Consider the following 14,884-nt stretch of genomic DNA (forward strand, 5'->3'; position numbering starts at 1 on the left):
ACACATGACCACGTTGACCTTGAAAGACCCGTCGCTTCTGAAAACGCACGCGTACATCGCAGGCGAATGGCAAGGCGCGGACGACGGCTCGACCTTCGAAGTGAAGAACCCCGCCACGGGTGAAATCATCGCGACGGTGCCGCGCATGGGCACGGCGGAAACCCGCCGCGCGATCGATACGGCCAACGCCGCGTGGCCCGCCTGGCGCGCCATCACCGCGAAGCAGCGGGCGGTGATTTTGCGCAAATGGCACGACCTGATGATGGAGAACGCCGACGATCTGGCGAAGATCCTCACCACGGAACAAGGCAAACCGCTCGCCGAAGCCAAGGGCGAAATCCAGTACGCCGCTTCGTTCCTGGAATGGTTCGCGGAAGAAGGCAAGCGCGTGAACGGCGACACGATCCCGACGCCGGCCAACGACAAGCGCATCGTCGTGACGAAAGAACCGATCGGCGTGTGTGCCGCGATCACGCCGTGGAACTTCCCCGCGGCGATGATCACGCGCAAAGTCGGTCCGGCGCTGGCGGCAGGCTGCCCGATCATCGTCAAACCGGCTGAAGCCACGCCGCTCTCCGCGCTCGCCCTCGCCGTGCTGGCCGAACGCGCCGGCGTGCCGCGCGGCGTGTTCAACGTCGTGACCGGCGAGCCGAAAGCCATTGGCGCGGAAATGACGGGCAATCCGATCGTGCGCAAACTGTCGTTCACCGGTTCGACGCCGGTCGGCCGTTTGCTGATGGCGCAGTGCGCGCCCACGGTCAAGAAGGTATCGCTCGAACTCGGCGGCAACGCACCCTTCATCGTATTCGACGACGCGGATCTGGATGCCGCGGTGGCCGGCGCGATTGCATCGAAGTATCGCAATAGCGGCCAGACCTGTGTGTGCACGAACCGTTTCTATGTGCACGACAAGGTCTACGACGCATTCGCCGAGAAACTGCGCGTCGCCGTCGAACAGCTCAAGGTAGGCCGCGGCACCGAAGACGGCGTGACGCAAGGTCCGCTGATCAATGAAGCCGCCGTGCTCAAGGTCGAGTCGCACATCGAAGACGCTCTTGCCAAAGGCGCGCGCATCGTCACCGGCGGCAAGCGTCATGCGCTCGGCCACGGCTTCTTCGAGCCGACCGTGCTCGCCGATGTCACGCCGGCCATGAAGGTGGCGCGCGACGAAACCTTCGGGCCGCTCGCGCCGCTGTTCCGCTTCTCGTCGGACGAGGAAGTGATCCGCCTCGCCAACGATACGGAGTTCGGCCTCGCGTCGTACTTCTACAGCCGCGATATCGGCCGCGTCTGGCGAGTGGCCGAAGCGCTCGAATACGGCATGGTCGGCATCAATACGGGCCTCATCTCGAACGAAGTCGCGCCGTTCGGCGGCGTCAAGCAATCGGGCCTGGGTCGCGAAGGTTCGCATTACGGTATCGACGACTATGTGGTCATCAAGTACATGTGCGTCGGCGGGATCTGAACGCATAGCCTGAAGCGAGAAACGGCCACGCCGGCATGTCCGGCGTGGCCGTTTTATTTGACCTGCAGAGTGCGTAGCGAGTTTTTCACTCTTGCGACTGCGACTGCGACTGCGACTGCGACTGCGACTGCGACTGCGACTGCGACTGCGACCGCCCGAGCATCTCCGACACCTCGACAACGATCTTGCCGCGCACGTGACCTTTCGCGAGCCTGGCGAGTGCGTCTGCCGTCTCATCGAACGGGTAGGTTGCCACCACTTCCACGCGCACCTCGTCCTCGTCGATCAGCGAAGCGATCCTGCCCAACTGCGTGCCGTCGGGCCGCGCGGTGTAGCGCCCCGCATGGGCGCCATGACTGGCCGCCTCGGTTTGCGACGGCTCGTTGAGTGTCGAGATCAACGCACCGCCGGGCGAGACCACGGCCCATGAACGGCGCTGCGTGTCGCCGCCCACAAGATCGAAAACGAGATCCATATCGCGCGCCACCTCTTCGAATCGTTGCGCGTGATAGTCGATCACGTGATCGGCACCGAGCGAGCGCACAAATTCCACGCCGTCACCGGACGCGGTGACGAAAACCTCTGCGCCCTTACGCTGCGCGAATTGCACCGCGAAGTGGCCGACGCCGCCCGCGCCGGCATGAATCAGCACGCGCTGCCCCGCCTCCAGGCCGCCGTGATCGAATAACCCCTGCCATGCGGTCAATGCCGCCAGCGGCACCGCGCCGACCGTCACCGCGTCCGCGGTGGTGGGACGGCGCGCGAGCGCTTGCGCATCGACGACGACAAATTCCGCGTAAGCGCCCTGCCCCTGTCCGACGAAGCCATACACCTCATCGCCGCGTGTCCATTCCCCGACGCCGGTGCCGACACGCTCGACCACGCCGGCAAAATCGCGGCCGAGCGTGTACGGCAGCCTGTCTTCGCGAATCAGCGGATACTCGCCTGCGCGCGTCTTGATGTCGACCGGGTTAACGCTTGCGGTCTGCACGCGCACGAGTACTTTGGTGGAGCCCGGTTCAGGCACCTCTATCTTTTCCGACTGCAATACCTCAGGGCCGCCGAAGCGATGAATTCGATAAGCGAGCATGGTGCTCATGGTTGCCTCCGTGCAAAGTGCGGTATCAGCTTGCGGGAAGCGCCCGATGCAGGCGCCTTCGATAATTCCCGTCGCAGACCGCGCGCAAGCGGCGTTCCTCGTTTTGAACGGTGTTGGGCATGCAGTCGAACGAGCATCGCTCCCGCCAGTTGGCCAAGCGCTGATGCGCCGCTCAATCCCGGCGTATGGGATCCCGCGCGGGTTCATCGCCGCAGCGATAAAGAGACAAAGTACCGACACGCCGTTCTAATCGTGTCGACTTGTACCAGGTAATGTTGGAGAGTTTTGCGAGGACACTTCGCAGACAAACAGGAAGACTCGCTTATCGGATAGATACTTTCCGGCGTAGCCGGAACCACACTCCCGTCAGTACGAAAGCCGTCGTGATCGCCGTGTGCCGGCGGCCGCCGTTCCGGTCGGCCGCTGCACACGCGGATGACGCGAGCTACTGCGTACTGACAGGTACCGACATCGCATCAGTTGTGGCTGTAGTTGACGACAGGAGCCGAGTACGAGCTATGCGTCGTTTCCGAACGGACGCCAGCCTGCGACGAGCCATTCGTAGCCGAACCATAACCGCTGGTTTGAGCAGCGCCATTCTGTGCTGCTACACGTGCCTCGGCAGCCTGAATATCCGCCGGGTAATCAGTGTCGCTCGCGGTGGCCGGGTTATAGCCGGCCTTTTCCAGCTGAACCAGTTCGGCACGCACTTGAGCGCGCGTAACCGGCTGATTCGATTGAGCAAAAGCGGCGAGCGGCGCGGAGATGAGGGCGGCGATAACCGCGGCTTCGATCAGGGATTTCATGATAACTACCTCCAGAGATTGTTTTTGCCACGCTGCAAACCTGTTTGTCTGCAGCGGATGTAGACAGTCTAGGAGTCAGGGTATCTAGGGTAAACCCCCGATCAGCCAATTCACTGTTGCGGTAAACGGGACAATTGCGCTTCAACGCCTCTACGCGGATCCATGCAAGGCTGCCGGTCGCTTCTCGGGCTCGCGCCGAAGCGCGCGCGATACGTCCGCGAAAAGTGCGAGGGCGACTCGAATCCGCACGCCACACAAATCGACGTAATCGACATGTCGGTCTGTTGCAGCAACTCGCGCGCACGCGCGAGACGCAACTGCTGGTAGAAATGCGTCGGCGTGTCCTTCAGCAAAGCGCAGAAGAGCCGCTCCAGTTGCCGCCGCGTCACGCCGATCTCCTGCGCGAGCCGATCCGGCGTCAGCGGTTCTTCCATATGCTGTTCCATCACGCCGATTACCTGAATCAGCTTGCGGTTGTGCACGCCATAACGTGCGGCAATCTCCATGCGCTGATGATCCGAGCGTTGGCGGATCCGGCTCACCACGAATTGCTCTGAGACCGCCGAGGCCAGCGCGGCACCATGCTCGCGCCCGATCAGGTCGAGCATCATGTCGATCGACGCCGTGCCGCCCGCACACGTAATGCGCCGCGCGCCGATTTCGAACAGTTCCTGACTCGCGTCCAGCGACGGATAGCGCTCGCGAAACGCCGACAGCGCTTCCCAGTGCACGGTCACACTGTCCGCGCTCCCCAACAGCCCGGCTTCCGCGAGCACGAAGCTGCCGGTGTCGATCCCGCCGAGCGTCGCCCCCGCGCGGTCGAAGCGCTTCAGACAATCACCCAGCGCGCGCGTATAGCAGGCGAGAGGCTCGAACCCCGCGACGACGAACAGCGTTTGCGCCGCGCCCACGTCGCCAATGGCCGCATCGGCATTGATGGAAATGCCGTTGCTGGCGGCCACCGGCGCGCCGTCGAGACTCAGAATGCGCCAGCGGTACAGATCGCCCTGAAAGCGGTTCGCCACGCGCAACGGCTCCACCGCCGACATGAAGCCGATCGCCGAATAGCCCGGCAGCAGGAGGAACGACATATCTTCGGGCATCGTGCAAAGACTCGATCAGGAGACGGAAACGCGGCGGACTTGGGTTCCGGCGAGCGTAGCAAGCAGCACGCAAGCCGGCAAGGCACGCCAAAATTCGCGCCTCGACCGCTGCAGCACGCAAGGCGAAGCAACGCAGGTTTTCCCTCATTGTCGCGTGGAAGCAAGAACGGGTCGCTGGCGGTCGCTTTGGCCGGAATATGGGGCATTAACGTTACGTCATCGTGCAGTTCAGGCATCACACAGGCCGTATCGCATGTCCGGGGGCCGCTCCGTCCGGTTTTCATCTGCTCAGGCGCGGCCCGGTTCGAAACACGCTGTTGAACGTGTCAGAAGAGGGAACATCATGAAGTTACGCATCAAAGCCGTGCTTGCCCATCTTGCGTGCCTCGCGGCCGCCGTCGCTGCGCCACTGGCCTTTGCCCAGGATCCGGCCGCCTGCCGCACGGTGCATTTTGCCGATATCGGCTGGACCGATATCACCTCGACCACCGCGCTCGCTTCGACCGTGTTCGAAGGGCTCGGCTATCAGCCGGTGACGACCGTCGCCTCCGTGCCCATCTCGTTCGCGGGCCTGAAGAGCAAACAACTGGACGTGTCGCTCGGCTACTGGTGGCCGGTGCAGGAAAAGGCGATCGCGCCGTTCGTCGATTCGAAATCGATCCAGGTGCTGCAACCGCCTAACCTGACCGGCGCCAAGGCCACCTTCGCCGTGCCGAGCTACGAATACGACGCAGGACTGAAGACCTTCGCCGACATCGCCAAACACCGCGAGCAGCTCGACGGCAAGATCTACGGTATCGAACCCGGCAGCAGCGCGAACGCGGCGATCCAGAAGATGATTGCCAGCAATCAGTTCGGCCTTGGCGGCTTCAAGCTGATCGAATCGAGTGAAGCGGGCATGCTCGTCTCGGTCGATCGCGCGATCCGCGAGAAGAAATGGGTGGTCTTTCTGGGCTGGGAACCTCATCCGATGAACATCCAGATCGATATGAAATACCTCACCGGCAGCGAGGGCGTATTCGGTCCCAACGACGGCGAAGCACGCGTTTATACGCTGACGTCCCCCGACTTTCTGACGCGTTGCCCGAACGCGGGCAAGCTCGTGAGCAACCTGCGCTTTTCGACGCAGCTCGAAAACGTGGTGATGCAATCGGTCATGAACAAGGAAAAACCCGCCGACGCCGCCAAGGCGTATCTAAAGAAGAACCCCCAGATACTCGATGCATGGCTTGCCGGCGTGAAGACCTACGACGGCAAGGAAGGCCTGCCCGCGGTCAAGGCTTATCTGGGTCTTTGATCCCGGCAGTCGCGCATTTCAAACCACAGGAATTAGCACGCATGAATCATGAAGTCATCGTGACCTGCGCGGTCACCGGAGCAGGCGATACCGTCGGCAAGCATCCGGCCATTCCCGTCACACCGAAACAGATCGCCGAGGCCGCCATTGAAGCCGCCAGGGCCGGCGCCACCGTTGCGCATTGCCATGTGCGCGATCCGAAAACCGGCCGCGGCAGCCGCGATCCGCAACTGTATTGCGAGGTGGTGGACCGGATTCGCTCGTCGGGCACGGACGTGATCATCAATCTGACGGCCGGCATGGGCGGCGATCTGGAGATCGGTTCCGGCGAAGACCCGATGCGCTTCGGCGCGGGCACGGACCTGGTCGGCAGCCTGACGCGACTCGCGCATGTCGAGGAGCTGCTGCCGGAAATCTGCACGCTCGATTGCGGCACGCTCAATTTCGGCGACGGCGACTACATCTATGTATCGACGCCCGCGCAATTGCGAGCCGGCGCGCGGCGCATCCAGGAACTCGGCGTAAAACCGGAACTGGAGATCTTCGACACCGGCCATTTGTGGTTCGCCAAACAATTACTCAAGGAAGGTTTGCTCGACGCGCCGCCGCTGTTTCAGATTTGCCTCGGCATTCCGTGGGGCGCGCCCGCCGACACCACCACCATGAAAGCGATGGCCGACAACCTGCCGCCCGGTGCGCAATGGGCCGGCTTCGGCATCGGCCGCATGCAGATGCCGATGGTCGCGCAGGCCATGCTGCTCGGCGGCCACGTGCGCGTCGGCCTCGAAGACAACATCTGGCTCGACAAAGGTGTGCCCGCAACCAACGGCACGCTGGTGCAACGCGCGGTGGAAATCATCGAACGGCTCGGCGCGCGCGCGCTGACGCCCGCCGAAGGACGCCGCAAGCTGGGCCTGCCCGCGCGCGGCGAGCGTCAACTGGAGCGGCGCGCGGCGGGACAGTACGCGTGACCGTGCAGCAGACGCGTTGCATGCATGGCAACGCGCCTCGGAACCAGACAACAATCAGACAACACACAGGCAAAGGAAACGTCAGCAATGGCAGTGATCGTCGATATCAAAACATTCGCGGCAATCGGCGTGGGCGTGATCGGCAGCGGCTGGGTGGCGCGCGCGCTCGCGCACGGGCTCGATGTCATCGCGTGGGATCCGGCGCCAGGCGCGGAAAAGCAATTGCGCGAGAACATCGCGAACGCCTGGCCGGCGCTGCAGCGCGCGGGCCTCGCCGCGGGCGCGTCGCCCGAGCGCTTGCGCTTCGTCGACACGATCGAAGCCTGTGTCGGGCAGGCGGATTTCATTCAGGAAAGCGCGCCGGAACGCGAGGAACTGAAGCTCGCGTTGCATGAGCAGATCAGCCGCGCAGCGAAGCCGGACGCGATCATCGCTTCGTCGACGTCGGGTCTTTTGCCGACCGACTTCTACGCACGGGCGGTGAATCCGCAGCGGTGCATTGTCGGCCATCCGTTCAATCCGGTGTACCTGCTGCCGCTCGTCGAAGTGGTGGGCGGCGAAAACACCGCGCCGGCAACCATCGACGCCGCGCTGCAGGTGTATCGTGCTCTTTCGATGCGGCCGTTGCGCGTGCGCAAGGAAGTGCCCGGCTTCATCGCCGACCGCCTGCTCGAAGCGCTGTGGCGCGAGGCGCTGCATCTGGTCAACGAAGGCGTGGCGACCACCGGCGAGATCGACGACGCGATCCGCTTCGGCGCGGGCATCCGCTGGTCGTTCATGGGCACGTTCCTCACCTACACGCTGGCGGGCGGCGACGCGGGCATGCGCCACTTCATGCAGCAGTTCGGACCGGCGCTGGAGTTGCCCTGGACTAAACTGATAGCGCCGAAGCTGACGGACGAACTGATCGACCGGGTGGTGGACGGCACGGCTGAACAGATCGGCCCGCGGTCGATCAAACAGCTGGAACGTTACCGCGACGATTGCATCACGAGCGTGCTGGCGGCGATCGCGGAAGCGAAAACGCGGCACGGCTTACAACCTGGCGATTGATGCGATAAGTCGCGAGGCGCGCCGCCTGCGCCGAAGCGTGGGCGGCACGTCGGCCTGTGGCCGATGCCTTTGATACGAATGACGGAGAGAATTGCCGATGCCGCAACCTGCTGCCCTGCCCTACTATCGCGATACCGTGCGAGCCGAATGGGTCGATTACAACGGCCATTTGCGCGACGCGTTCTATATGCTGATTTTCAGCTTTGCAACCGACGCACTGATCGACCAGATCGGATTGCCGGACGCAGTGCGCAAAGAACGCCTGCGCTCGATCTACACGCTCGAAGCGCATATCAACTATCTGCATGAAATCAAGGAAGGCGCACAGGTGCGCGTCGACATGCGGGTGCTCGGGCACGATGCGAAGCGGCTGCATCTGTACCTCGAAATGTTCGCCGACGATGGCGGCGAGCCGGTCGCCGCGGGTGAGCAGATGTTGCTGCATGTGGATACCGGCGGGCCGCGCGCCGCCGCGTTCGACCCGGATGTCGCGGCGCGCGTGCACGCATTGGCCGACGCGCACGCCGCACTTCCATCAGCCACGTTTGCCGGCCGCGTGATCGGTCTGCCCGCCGGCACGAAACCGGGCGGGACTTGACATGCTCGAGCCAGAAATTGCCGCGTTCGTCGAAAGAACTGCCGCGATATACCCGGGGCAGTCGGCTTCGCTAACGCCGCCCGAACAGCGCGAGATTTACGACCGGTACGCGGCTGCGTTCACGCCCGCGCTACCCGTTGGAATCGCGACTCAGGACGCTGCGTTCCAATCCGGCGCGGGCCATCCGATCGCACTGCGGCTGTACAGCAACCGCGCAAGCCACCACGAAGCGGCGCGTGGCACCGTGCTGTACTTTCACGGCGGCGGCTTCGTGCTCGGCTCGCTGGACAGCCATCAGATCGTGACCGCGCGCATTGCCGCGGACACTGGTCTTGACGTGATCGCGGTCGACTACCGGCTTGCTCCCGAACACCACGCTCCCGCCGCGCACGAGGATTGTCTGGAAGTCACGCTCGCCGCGCTGAACGGGCGCTTGCCGTTCGATCTTCGTGCCGACGCCGCACTGCAACTGGCAGGCGACAGCGCCGGGGCCACGCTCGCCGCCAGTGTGGCGATGCGCTTGCGCGACCACGGCATTCAACGCCTACGCGGGCTGGCGCTGGTTTATCCGATGCTCGGCACCGACCCTCAGTCGCCCGCGCGCGAAACCGAAGCGCACGCACCCATGCTCAAGCTGGCGGACGTTCATGCTTTCCGCGATCTGTATTGGGGCGCCCACCCACCCTATCCGGCATGGACGATTCCGCTCGAGGCGACACACTTCGACGGACTGCCGCCGGTGCTCGCGATCGCCGCCGAACATGATCCGTTGAGAGACGACGCGCGCGTATTTGCCGAGCGTATCAATGCGGCTGGCGCAGAAGCGCGGCTCTGGATCGGCGCAGGACTCGTGCATGGATGCTGGCGCGCTATGGAATCAAGCCCCGGCGTGCAGAGGTTGCACGCGGAGGTGTGCCGTTTTCTGTCCGCCCGTGCGGTGCCGGCGTCTGCCGACTGCTAGCCCGGAGGCGCGCGCGGCGCCGTGCGCATCACGATCAATGGCATGAACAGACGCGTCGCGCCCTGCCTGATCAGTACGTGCAGCCCGACCGAACACCATGAATGTCGCGGGCACGAAGGCAACCGGAATGGCTCACATGCATGTGGCTCGACGTGCCGGCAAACTCAGCGATTCCGCTCATTCCGCCATTGCGCGAATGTCACGAGATCCAGGCCTAGGTCGGCCGCGTCGATCGGGGTCCAGCAGTAGAAAACGTCATCCCAGTCCGGAATGGCCTGCGGTGTCAGCGTCCTGAATTCGACGCCGGAACGGTAGGCCAGATTCGGCCAGAATACCGGCATCACCTCGCGCACCGCCATCTGCTTCAACAGGTCGGCCGGGCCGTCTTCGTCCGCCACGATTTCGCCCTGGGAGATCCAGTCGTTCTCGGCCCACGCGACGAAAACGCTCGGGCTTCCGGCACGGTCGAACATGAGAATGGCGTCCTGTTCCGGGCGCCAGTAGTATTCGACGATACTGTGCGCCGCCACCAGTTCGTCGATGACTTTGCGCGTTCTGGGATCGCAATACGTCACACCGTTCTCGCCCAACGCCAGCCAGCCCGCTTCCGAACAATGCCTGTTTTTGGCATCTTTCAGGAAATGGGCCAGCCGGTTGGCGGAATCGATATCCGTTTTTCGCAGATATAAATCGACGATTCCGGCATTGAAGGCTTTGACCGCGACGGTTTCGTCCGCCACGCCGGTCAGCAGCACCTTTGCGCAGCGCAGATTGGAGATGGACGAAAGGAACTCGACGCCGTTCATGCCCGGCATGTCGAAATCCACGACCACCGCCGCCACTTCCGCAAAGCGGGAACTGCGGGCCAGAATGTCCCGCTCCGCCGAGCTTTCCACGTAGCGCTCGAAACCCGTCTCGCTCACACAGGCCGACGCCGGCGCAAACTCCAGCGAATTCTCGCGAGCATGCTGGCGGATGAAGGCAAGCGCGGTTTGAGGCCGCGTGAAAAACAGATTGGTGGCGGGATCCGGAAAGAAACGCCGCAAGGCGTCCAGGTAGCCGTCGTTGTCATCCACGAAAACAACCGTTGACGGATACAGAACAGGTGGTCGGATAAAGTTGTTCATATTTTCACGTGGTTCGTCGTCGCGCCGCCGCTCGAGGATGACCGCGGCAAGTCAGCAGCCGTAAGACAAGGCGAGTCCGTAAGCCACGTCGCGGCGAAGCGGCCCCTGATATGAGGGGCGGCCGATGCCTCGACGATTGCCCTGGACGCCCGCACCCACCTTGCCGCGTCAGGTTTTCCGTGTGTTCGCATATGGAACACGCCGGCGTGCCTCATACCCGCTTATGGGGCAGATTCTCTCATGCTGGTCCCACGAGCCGGTATCCGCTGAACTATATAGTACCAACGGCAGTGCTGGGAAAATCCGCGAGATACAACCCGTTTTTACGGCCGCGACGCCACCTCGTCCAGATGCTCCAGCAGATCGGCCGGATCGTCGTAGACCCGCAGCGCACCGGCACGTTCGAGTTCCTCCGTGCCGTATCCGCCCGACAGCAGGCCCACGCCCAGCGCACGGCAGCGCCGCGCCGCCAGCATGTCCCAGATACTGTCGCCGACCACCACCGTATTTTCGACGGGCACGCCGAGGCGCCCAGCCGCGGCGACGAACAGATCGGGATCCGGCTTGGCATATTTGACGTCGTCGCGTGTCACGACAACGGCCTTCGCGGGATCGACGCCCAGTGCCTCCAGATTGAGCGCCGCCGTCTCCATGCGGCCGCTGGTCGCGACGGCCCACGGCGTTCCGGCCTGCGTCAGCGCGTCGAGCAAGGCCCGCGCGCCCGGCAACGGGCATACCTGTGCGCGCAATCGCTGATAAGCCGCGGCGTGAGCATGACGAAGACGCTCGACCCGTTCGGCACTGATTTCACCGTGCGTCTCGCGCAGAAGCTGATGAGTGAAGAGGCCGCCGCTCATGCCGATCTTGCGGTGAATTCGCCACACCGACAAGGGAATCCCTTCGCTGTCGAGCGCTTCTTTCCAGGCCAGAACGTGCTGGTAGACGCTGTCGACCAGGGTTCCGTCGAGATCGAAGAGGAAAGACGTCTGGATTCGCATGGTGAGCTCCTGTTGATGACCACGTCCTCCAATATGCCATGTCCCGGGTTCCGCCGGTCGCGCGATCAGGCCTCCTGCTTCGCCGCTTCGAACTTCCAGACGCGACGCGGGCGACAATCCACCCGCAGTGCCGTTCATGCTAGCCTCGTGACTTCCGCTAATGGGACGTTGCATGAAAACACCTCGATTGCGCCTTCATGGCCTGACCCGGCGACACACGATTGCGATGCTTGCTGCTCTGTTGACGTTCTCGATGAGCGCCAACCACTCTGCCCTCGCGCAGACCGAAAACACGACCGGGGTCACGTATTCCGGCACCGTCGGCGAAGCGAAGGTCGGCATGACGCTCGTTTTGCACGGCAAAGCCATAGGCGAGGGACATTACTTCTACTATCGCTACCTCAAGGACATTGCACTGACCGGCCAACAGTCCGGCAGCAATCTGACGTTACAGGAAGCGAACGGCACCTTCAATCTGCACTTTGTAGGCAACGGATCGAATGGCGAGAAGCCACTCGATTTTCCCAATAGCGTGGGCCTTGCCGGCACCTGGAGCGGCGGCGGAAAAACTTTGCCGGTCAAACTCGCACTCGAAGGGATGTCACCAGCGGATGCGAATGCGGGGCACCTTTACGCGATGATCACCGACGAAACGGATGAGACATTCGAGGCGCGGGCTCAGGGCTTTTATTTCGCCGCGCTGAAGGGCGATCCGAAGCAGGCCGCGCGCTTCGTTCATTTTCCGCTGCGGGTGAACTGGGGCGCCGCGCGCCACGAGACGATAGATTCGGCGAATCAGCTTGCCGCCAACTGGCATCGCATATTCACGCCGAGGTATCTTGCGGCGCTACGCGATGCGGTTCCGCACGATATGCCGGTTATCAGGAGCCAATACGCCATGCTAGGTGCCGGGCTTGCGTTCTTTACCGATAAGGGTGTTGAGGTTTTGAACGCGAAGCAGTAGGGATCGCTCGCGGATCCGGATGAAGTACTGTCGAATGTGATCGGCTTCAGCGACAGCGTCAGCGCTACACATCGTGATGGTTCGGCATTCCGCCAATGCGAAAATCGACGCGCCGCCATTGATACCGGCGGCGCGTCGATCGCTTTCAGCGCTGGCTGGACTGCTTGCCGGGCTACTTACTGGCCCGTGTAACCGAGCGGAACAGTAGCGTTGGCCTTGGCAACCGTCGCGTTGTTCGACACGATGTACTGCGGCACTTCGGTGAGGGTCAACGCGACCCGGCCGTTGGTGTACGCAAGCGTGCTGACATTGCCGTAACCATCGATCCTGGTCACGTTGCCCGAGGTGCCGGCGTTGTCGACCTGCAGCGAATAGCTGGTCGAATAGGTCTGGCTATACGTGCCGTTGCTCGCCGGCCACTGCGCGTTGTTGTGCGTCCACGCCGCCGTCACGACCTTGCCGTTCCCCAATTGCTGGAACGCATACGCGAAGACTCCCGACGGTGCGCCCTTGATCCGGCCCAGCGTATTCGTGCCGTCGAGAGCCCGGGTCATCGTCGCGAAAGCCATTGCTTCAGGTTTCGGCGAAAGGTTCGTCGCCCCGAACGCGCCTTGTGCGTCGTTCAGATCGAAGAACGAGCCGTAGCCCACTTCACCAGGATAGTCGGCACCGTAGAACAGCGTCGTGACCTGAGCGCCGCCGCCAAGCACGATGATGTGCGCCCGCACGCCAACCGCCGCATGCGCGAACAACTGGTTCTGCGAAGGTACATTGGGACCGTAGTTAAGGCCCGGATCGTAGCTCACGCCGGCTTCGGTGAAGAAGAGCTTCATGTTCGGCTTGCCTGCCTGCATGACCGAGCGCAGCTGCGTCATCTGATTGTCTAGCGCGTTGGCCTGGTTCGCCGGATCCGGATCCGAGTCCTGCAACTCAGGCGGATGGGACGGGTACGTACCCGCATTCCAGTAGCCATGCGTTGCGACCGCGTCGATGTAATTCCACAGACCGAGTGCGCCGAACTTCTGCAGATAACCCGTCGTGCAGGTATCGCAATTCGCGGCAAACGGATTGCCGGTGCCCATCACGACCGCATTCGGATCGGTCGAGTGAATGCCTTGATAAGCAGCCTTGTACATGGCGACGAAGTTCGCGTCGCTATCCGCCCAGCCGAGGCTCGGCTCCCAGGTCACCTGATAGTAGTTCTTCTGCTGGTTCGGATAATTAGCGGCACGAATCAGGCTGGTATCGGTACCGACCTTCGCCATGAAGCTCTGGAATTCAGGCATGTTGGAAGGAGCGTAGTAGCTGTCGTTGAACTGACCGGTTTTCGAATCCCACGCCGGCAGTCCGTCGAGACGCACGATACGCATCTGGTCCGGATTGGCTTTATAGAACGGATCGAGGTCATTCACGCTCGGCGTATAGGTGTTCGGACCGTTGGGTTCCATGGCTGACACCTCGCGATCGTCGATCGTCCAAGAAATGCCCAGAGCGTGCAGCGCGGCGATGTTGCCGTTGAAGCCCTGCATACCGAAGCGGTGCTGATCCTGATGCGCATACGTCACGGTGCCCAGTGCCGAACCCAGATTCGGCAGTACACCGAAGGTCGCGATGCCGACCGGGCGCGTGCCGCTTCTCGGCAACGTACCACCGTTCGAACGCAGCGTGGCGGTGAGTGCGCCATAGCCGGACCACGTCGACGTACACGGAATCGTACTGGTTTGCACGCCTGCCTTGACTGCAAAACTTCCCTGTGTCTTGATCGCGCCAGTCGAATCCGCTACTGACCAGACGACGGTATCCGCGCTCGGTGCGTTCGTCGTAATCGCCAGCTTGAACGAGGCGTTGTTCTGGAACACGCGCAGACCGTCGGTGGTGGGCGTATCGGCGCTGATCACGCCGTTCGCGGTTCCGCCGGCCGTTTGCGTCGGCGTGCTGCATGACATGGTCGAAGTGCCGGGAGCCGGTGCGGGCGTGGGCGTGGGCGTGGGGGTCGGAGTCGGAGTCGGAGTCGGAGTCGGAGTCGGAGTCGGAGTCGGAGTCGGAGTCGGAGTCGGCGTGGGAGCCGGAGTTGGAGTCGGCGTCGGCGCAGGCGCCGGCGTAGGCGCGGGAGCCGGAGTAGGAGTCGGGGTCGGTGTTGCGGCGACCGCCTTAATCCAGCATGACTTGCCGTAGCCGTACGCCGGGTCTGACTGCGACACCGCGCCGACATAGCAGCCGACGCCGTTGCTGAACGTACGCGGCGCGGTCAACATCACCGAAGGCGCGTTGGGTGGAACCGCACCGAACACCACCGAGGCCGTTCCGAGGAAAGAGCAATTGCCATTCTCCTGTGCGCACAACTTGTATTGCTGTCCTGAGACCGTGATGGTTGCCTGAGCTTGCGCACTTTCCGCGGCAAACGATGCCAACACTGTCGCTGATGCAACTCCCAATAGTTTC

The 14,884-nt window shown here is 62.9% G+C and carries 14 protein-coding genes; 8 read left to right on the forward strand and 6 right to left on the reverse strand.

All coding sequences use genetic code 11. The features are described 5' to 3' along the window. Window positions 1-4 precede the first annotated feature (4 nt). Complete coding sequence (gene gabD, locus PDMSB3_RS32030; RefSeq protein ID WP_007177907.1) at window positions 5-1,465, forward strand: NADP-dependent succinate-semialdehyde dehydrogenase; 1,461 nt, start codon at window positions 5-7, stop codon at window positions 1,463-1,465. A gap of 85 nt (window positions 1,466-1,550) precedes the next feature. Here the strand turns inward: gabD and PDMSB3_RS32035 are convergent, their stop codons facing one another. From PDMSB3_RS32035 to PDMSB3_RS32045, 3 genes are all read right to left on the reverse strand, one after another. After that, complete coding sequence (locus PDMSB3_RS32035; protein WP_165189041.1) at window positions 1,551-2,564, reverse strand: NADP-dependent oxidoreductase; 1,014 nt, start codon at window positions 2,562-2,564, stop codon at window positions 1,551-1,553. A gap of 476 nt (window positions 2,565-3,040) precedes the next feature. Further along, window positions 3,041-3,370 carry a DUF4148 domain-containing protein gene (locus PDMSB3_RS32040; protein WP_007177909.1) on the reverse strand — a complete coding sequence of 110 codons (330 nt, stop codon included), beginning with the start codon at window positions 3,368-3,370 and terminating at the stop codon, window positions 3,041-3,043. 110 nt (window positions 3,371-3,480) lie between these two features. Further along, window positions 3,481-4,473: a GlxA family transcriptional regulator gene (locus tag PDMSB3_RS32045; RefSeq protein ID WP_007177910.1), complete on the reverse strand. Its 993-nt coding sequence runs from the start codon at window positions 4,471-4,473 to the stop codon at window positions 3,481-3,483. A gap of 343 nt (window positions 4,474-4,816) precedes the next feature. Here PDMSB3_RS32045 and PDMSB3_RS32050 point away from each other — a divergent pair, with 343 nt between their 5' ends. The 5 genes from PDMSB3_RS32050 (at window position 4,817) to PDMSB3_RS32070 (ending at window position 9,353) form a co-directional block, all read left to right on the forward strand. Then, a complete protein-coding gene (locus PDMSB3_RS32050) occupies window positions 4,817-5,770 on the forward strand; it encodes a choline ABC transporter substrate-binding protein (protein ID WP_007177911.1) in 954 nt (317 codons plus the stop codon). Between the two features lie 41 nt (window positions 5,771-5,811). Beyond that, window positions 5,812-6,741 (forward strand): BKACE family enzyme, encoded by a 930-nt coding sequence (locus PDMSB3_RS32055; protein ID WP_007177912.1) that lies wholly within the window; start codon window positions 5,812-5,814, stop codon window positions 6,739-6,741. Window positions 6,742-6,828: 87 nt separating this feature from the next. Then, entirely contained in the window at window positions 6,829-7,794 is a 966-nt protein-coding gene (locus PDMSB3_RS32060) for an L-carnitine dehydrogenase (protein ID WP_007177913.1), read from the forward strand. 97 nt (window positions 7,795-7,891) lie between these two features. Then, complete coding sequence (locus tag PDMSB3_RS32065) at window positions 7,892-8,392, forward strand: thioesterase family protein (protein ID WP_165189043.1); 501 nt, start codon at window positions 7,892-7,894, stop codon at window positions 8,390-8,392. 1 nt (window position 8,393) lies between these two features. Next, window positions 8,394-9,353: an alpha/beta hydrolase gene (locus PDMSB3_RS32070; protein WP_165189045.1), complete on the forward strand. Its 960-nt coding sequence runs from the start codon at window positions 8,394-8,396 to the stop codon at window positions 9,351-9,353. 164 nt (window positions 9,354-9,517) lie between these two features. Here PDMSB3_RS32070 and PDMSB3_RS32075 read toward each other — a convergent pair whose 3' ends face one another. Then, the gene (locus tag PDMSB3_RS32075; RefSeq protein WP_007177916.1) at window positions 9,518-10,480 is read right to left on the reverse strand and encodes a response regulator; all 963 of its coding nucleotides are present in this window, start codon (window positions 10,478-10,480) and stop codon (window positions 9,518-9,520) included. A 323-nt stretch (window positions 10,481-10,803) separates the two neighbouring features. Beyond that, entirely contained in the window at window positions 10,804-11,478 is a 675-nt protein-coding gene (locus tag PDMSB3_RS32080) for an HAD family hydrolase (RefSeq protein ID WP_007177917.1), read from the reverse strand. A 172-nt stretch (window positions 11,479-11,650) separates the two neighbouring features. Between PDMSB3_RS32080 and PDMSB3_RS32085 the strand changes: the two genes are divergently transcribed. Further along, window positions 11,651-12,442 (forward strand): hypothetical protein, encoded by a 792-nt coding sequence (locus PDMSB3_RS32085; protein WP_165189047.1) that lies wholly within the window; start codon window positions 11,651-11,653, stop codon window positions 12,440-12,442. A 176-nt stretch (window positions 12,443-12,618) separates the two neighbouring features. Here the strand turns inward: PDMSB3_RS32085 and PDMSB3_RS32090 are convergent, their stop codons facing one another. After that, the gene (locus tag PDMSB3_RS32090; protein WP_232064377.1) at window positions 12,619-14,388 is read right to left on the reverse strand and encodes a hypothetical protein; all 1,770 of its coding nucleotides are present in this window, start codon (window positions 14,386-14,388) and stop codon (window positions 12,619-12,621) included. Between PDMSB3_RS32090 and PDMSB3_RS38030 the strand changes: the two genes are divergently transcribed. Continuing rightward, window positions 14,382-14,546 (forward strand): hypothetical protein, encoded by a 165-nt coding sequence (locus tag PDMSB3_RS38030; protein ID WP_232064378.1) that lies wholly within the window; start codon window positions 14,382-14,384, stop codon window positions 14,544-14,546. The two genes, PDMSB3_RS32090 and PDMSB3_RS38030, sit on opposite strands and share 7 nt — an antisense overlap. The last annotated feature ends 338 nt before the right edge of the window (window positions 14,547-14,884 follow it).

The sequence above is a fragment of the Paraburkholderia dioscoreae genome (genome assembly GCF_902459535.1).
GTDB lineage: Bacteria > Pseudomonadota > Gammaproteobacteria > Burkholderiales > Burkholderiaceae > Paraburkholderia > Paraburkholderia dioscoreae.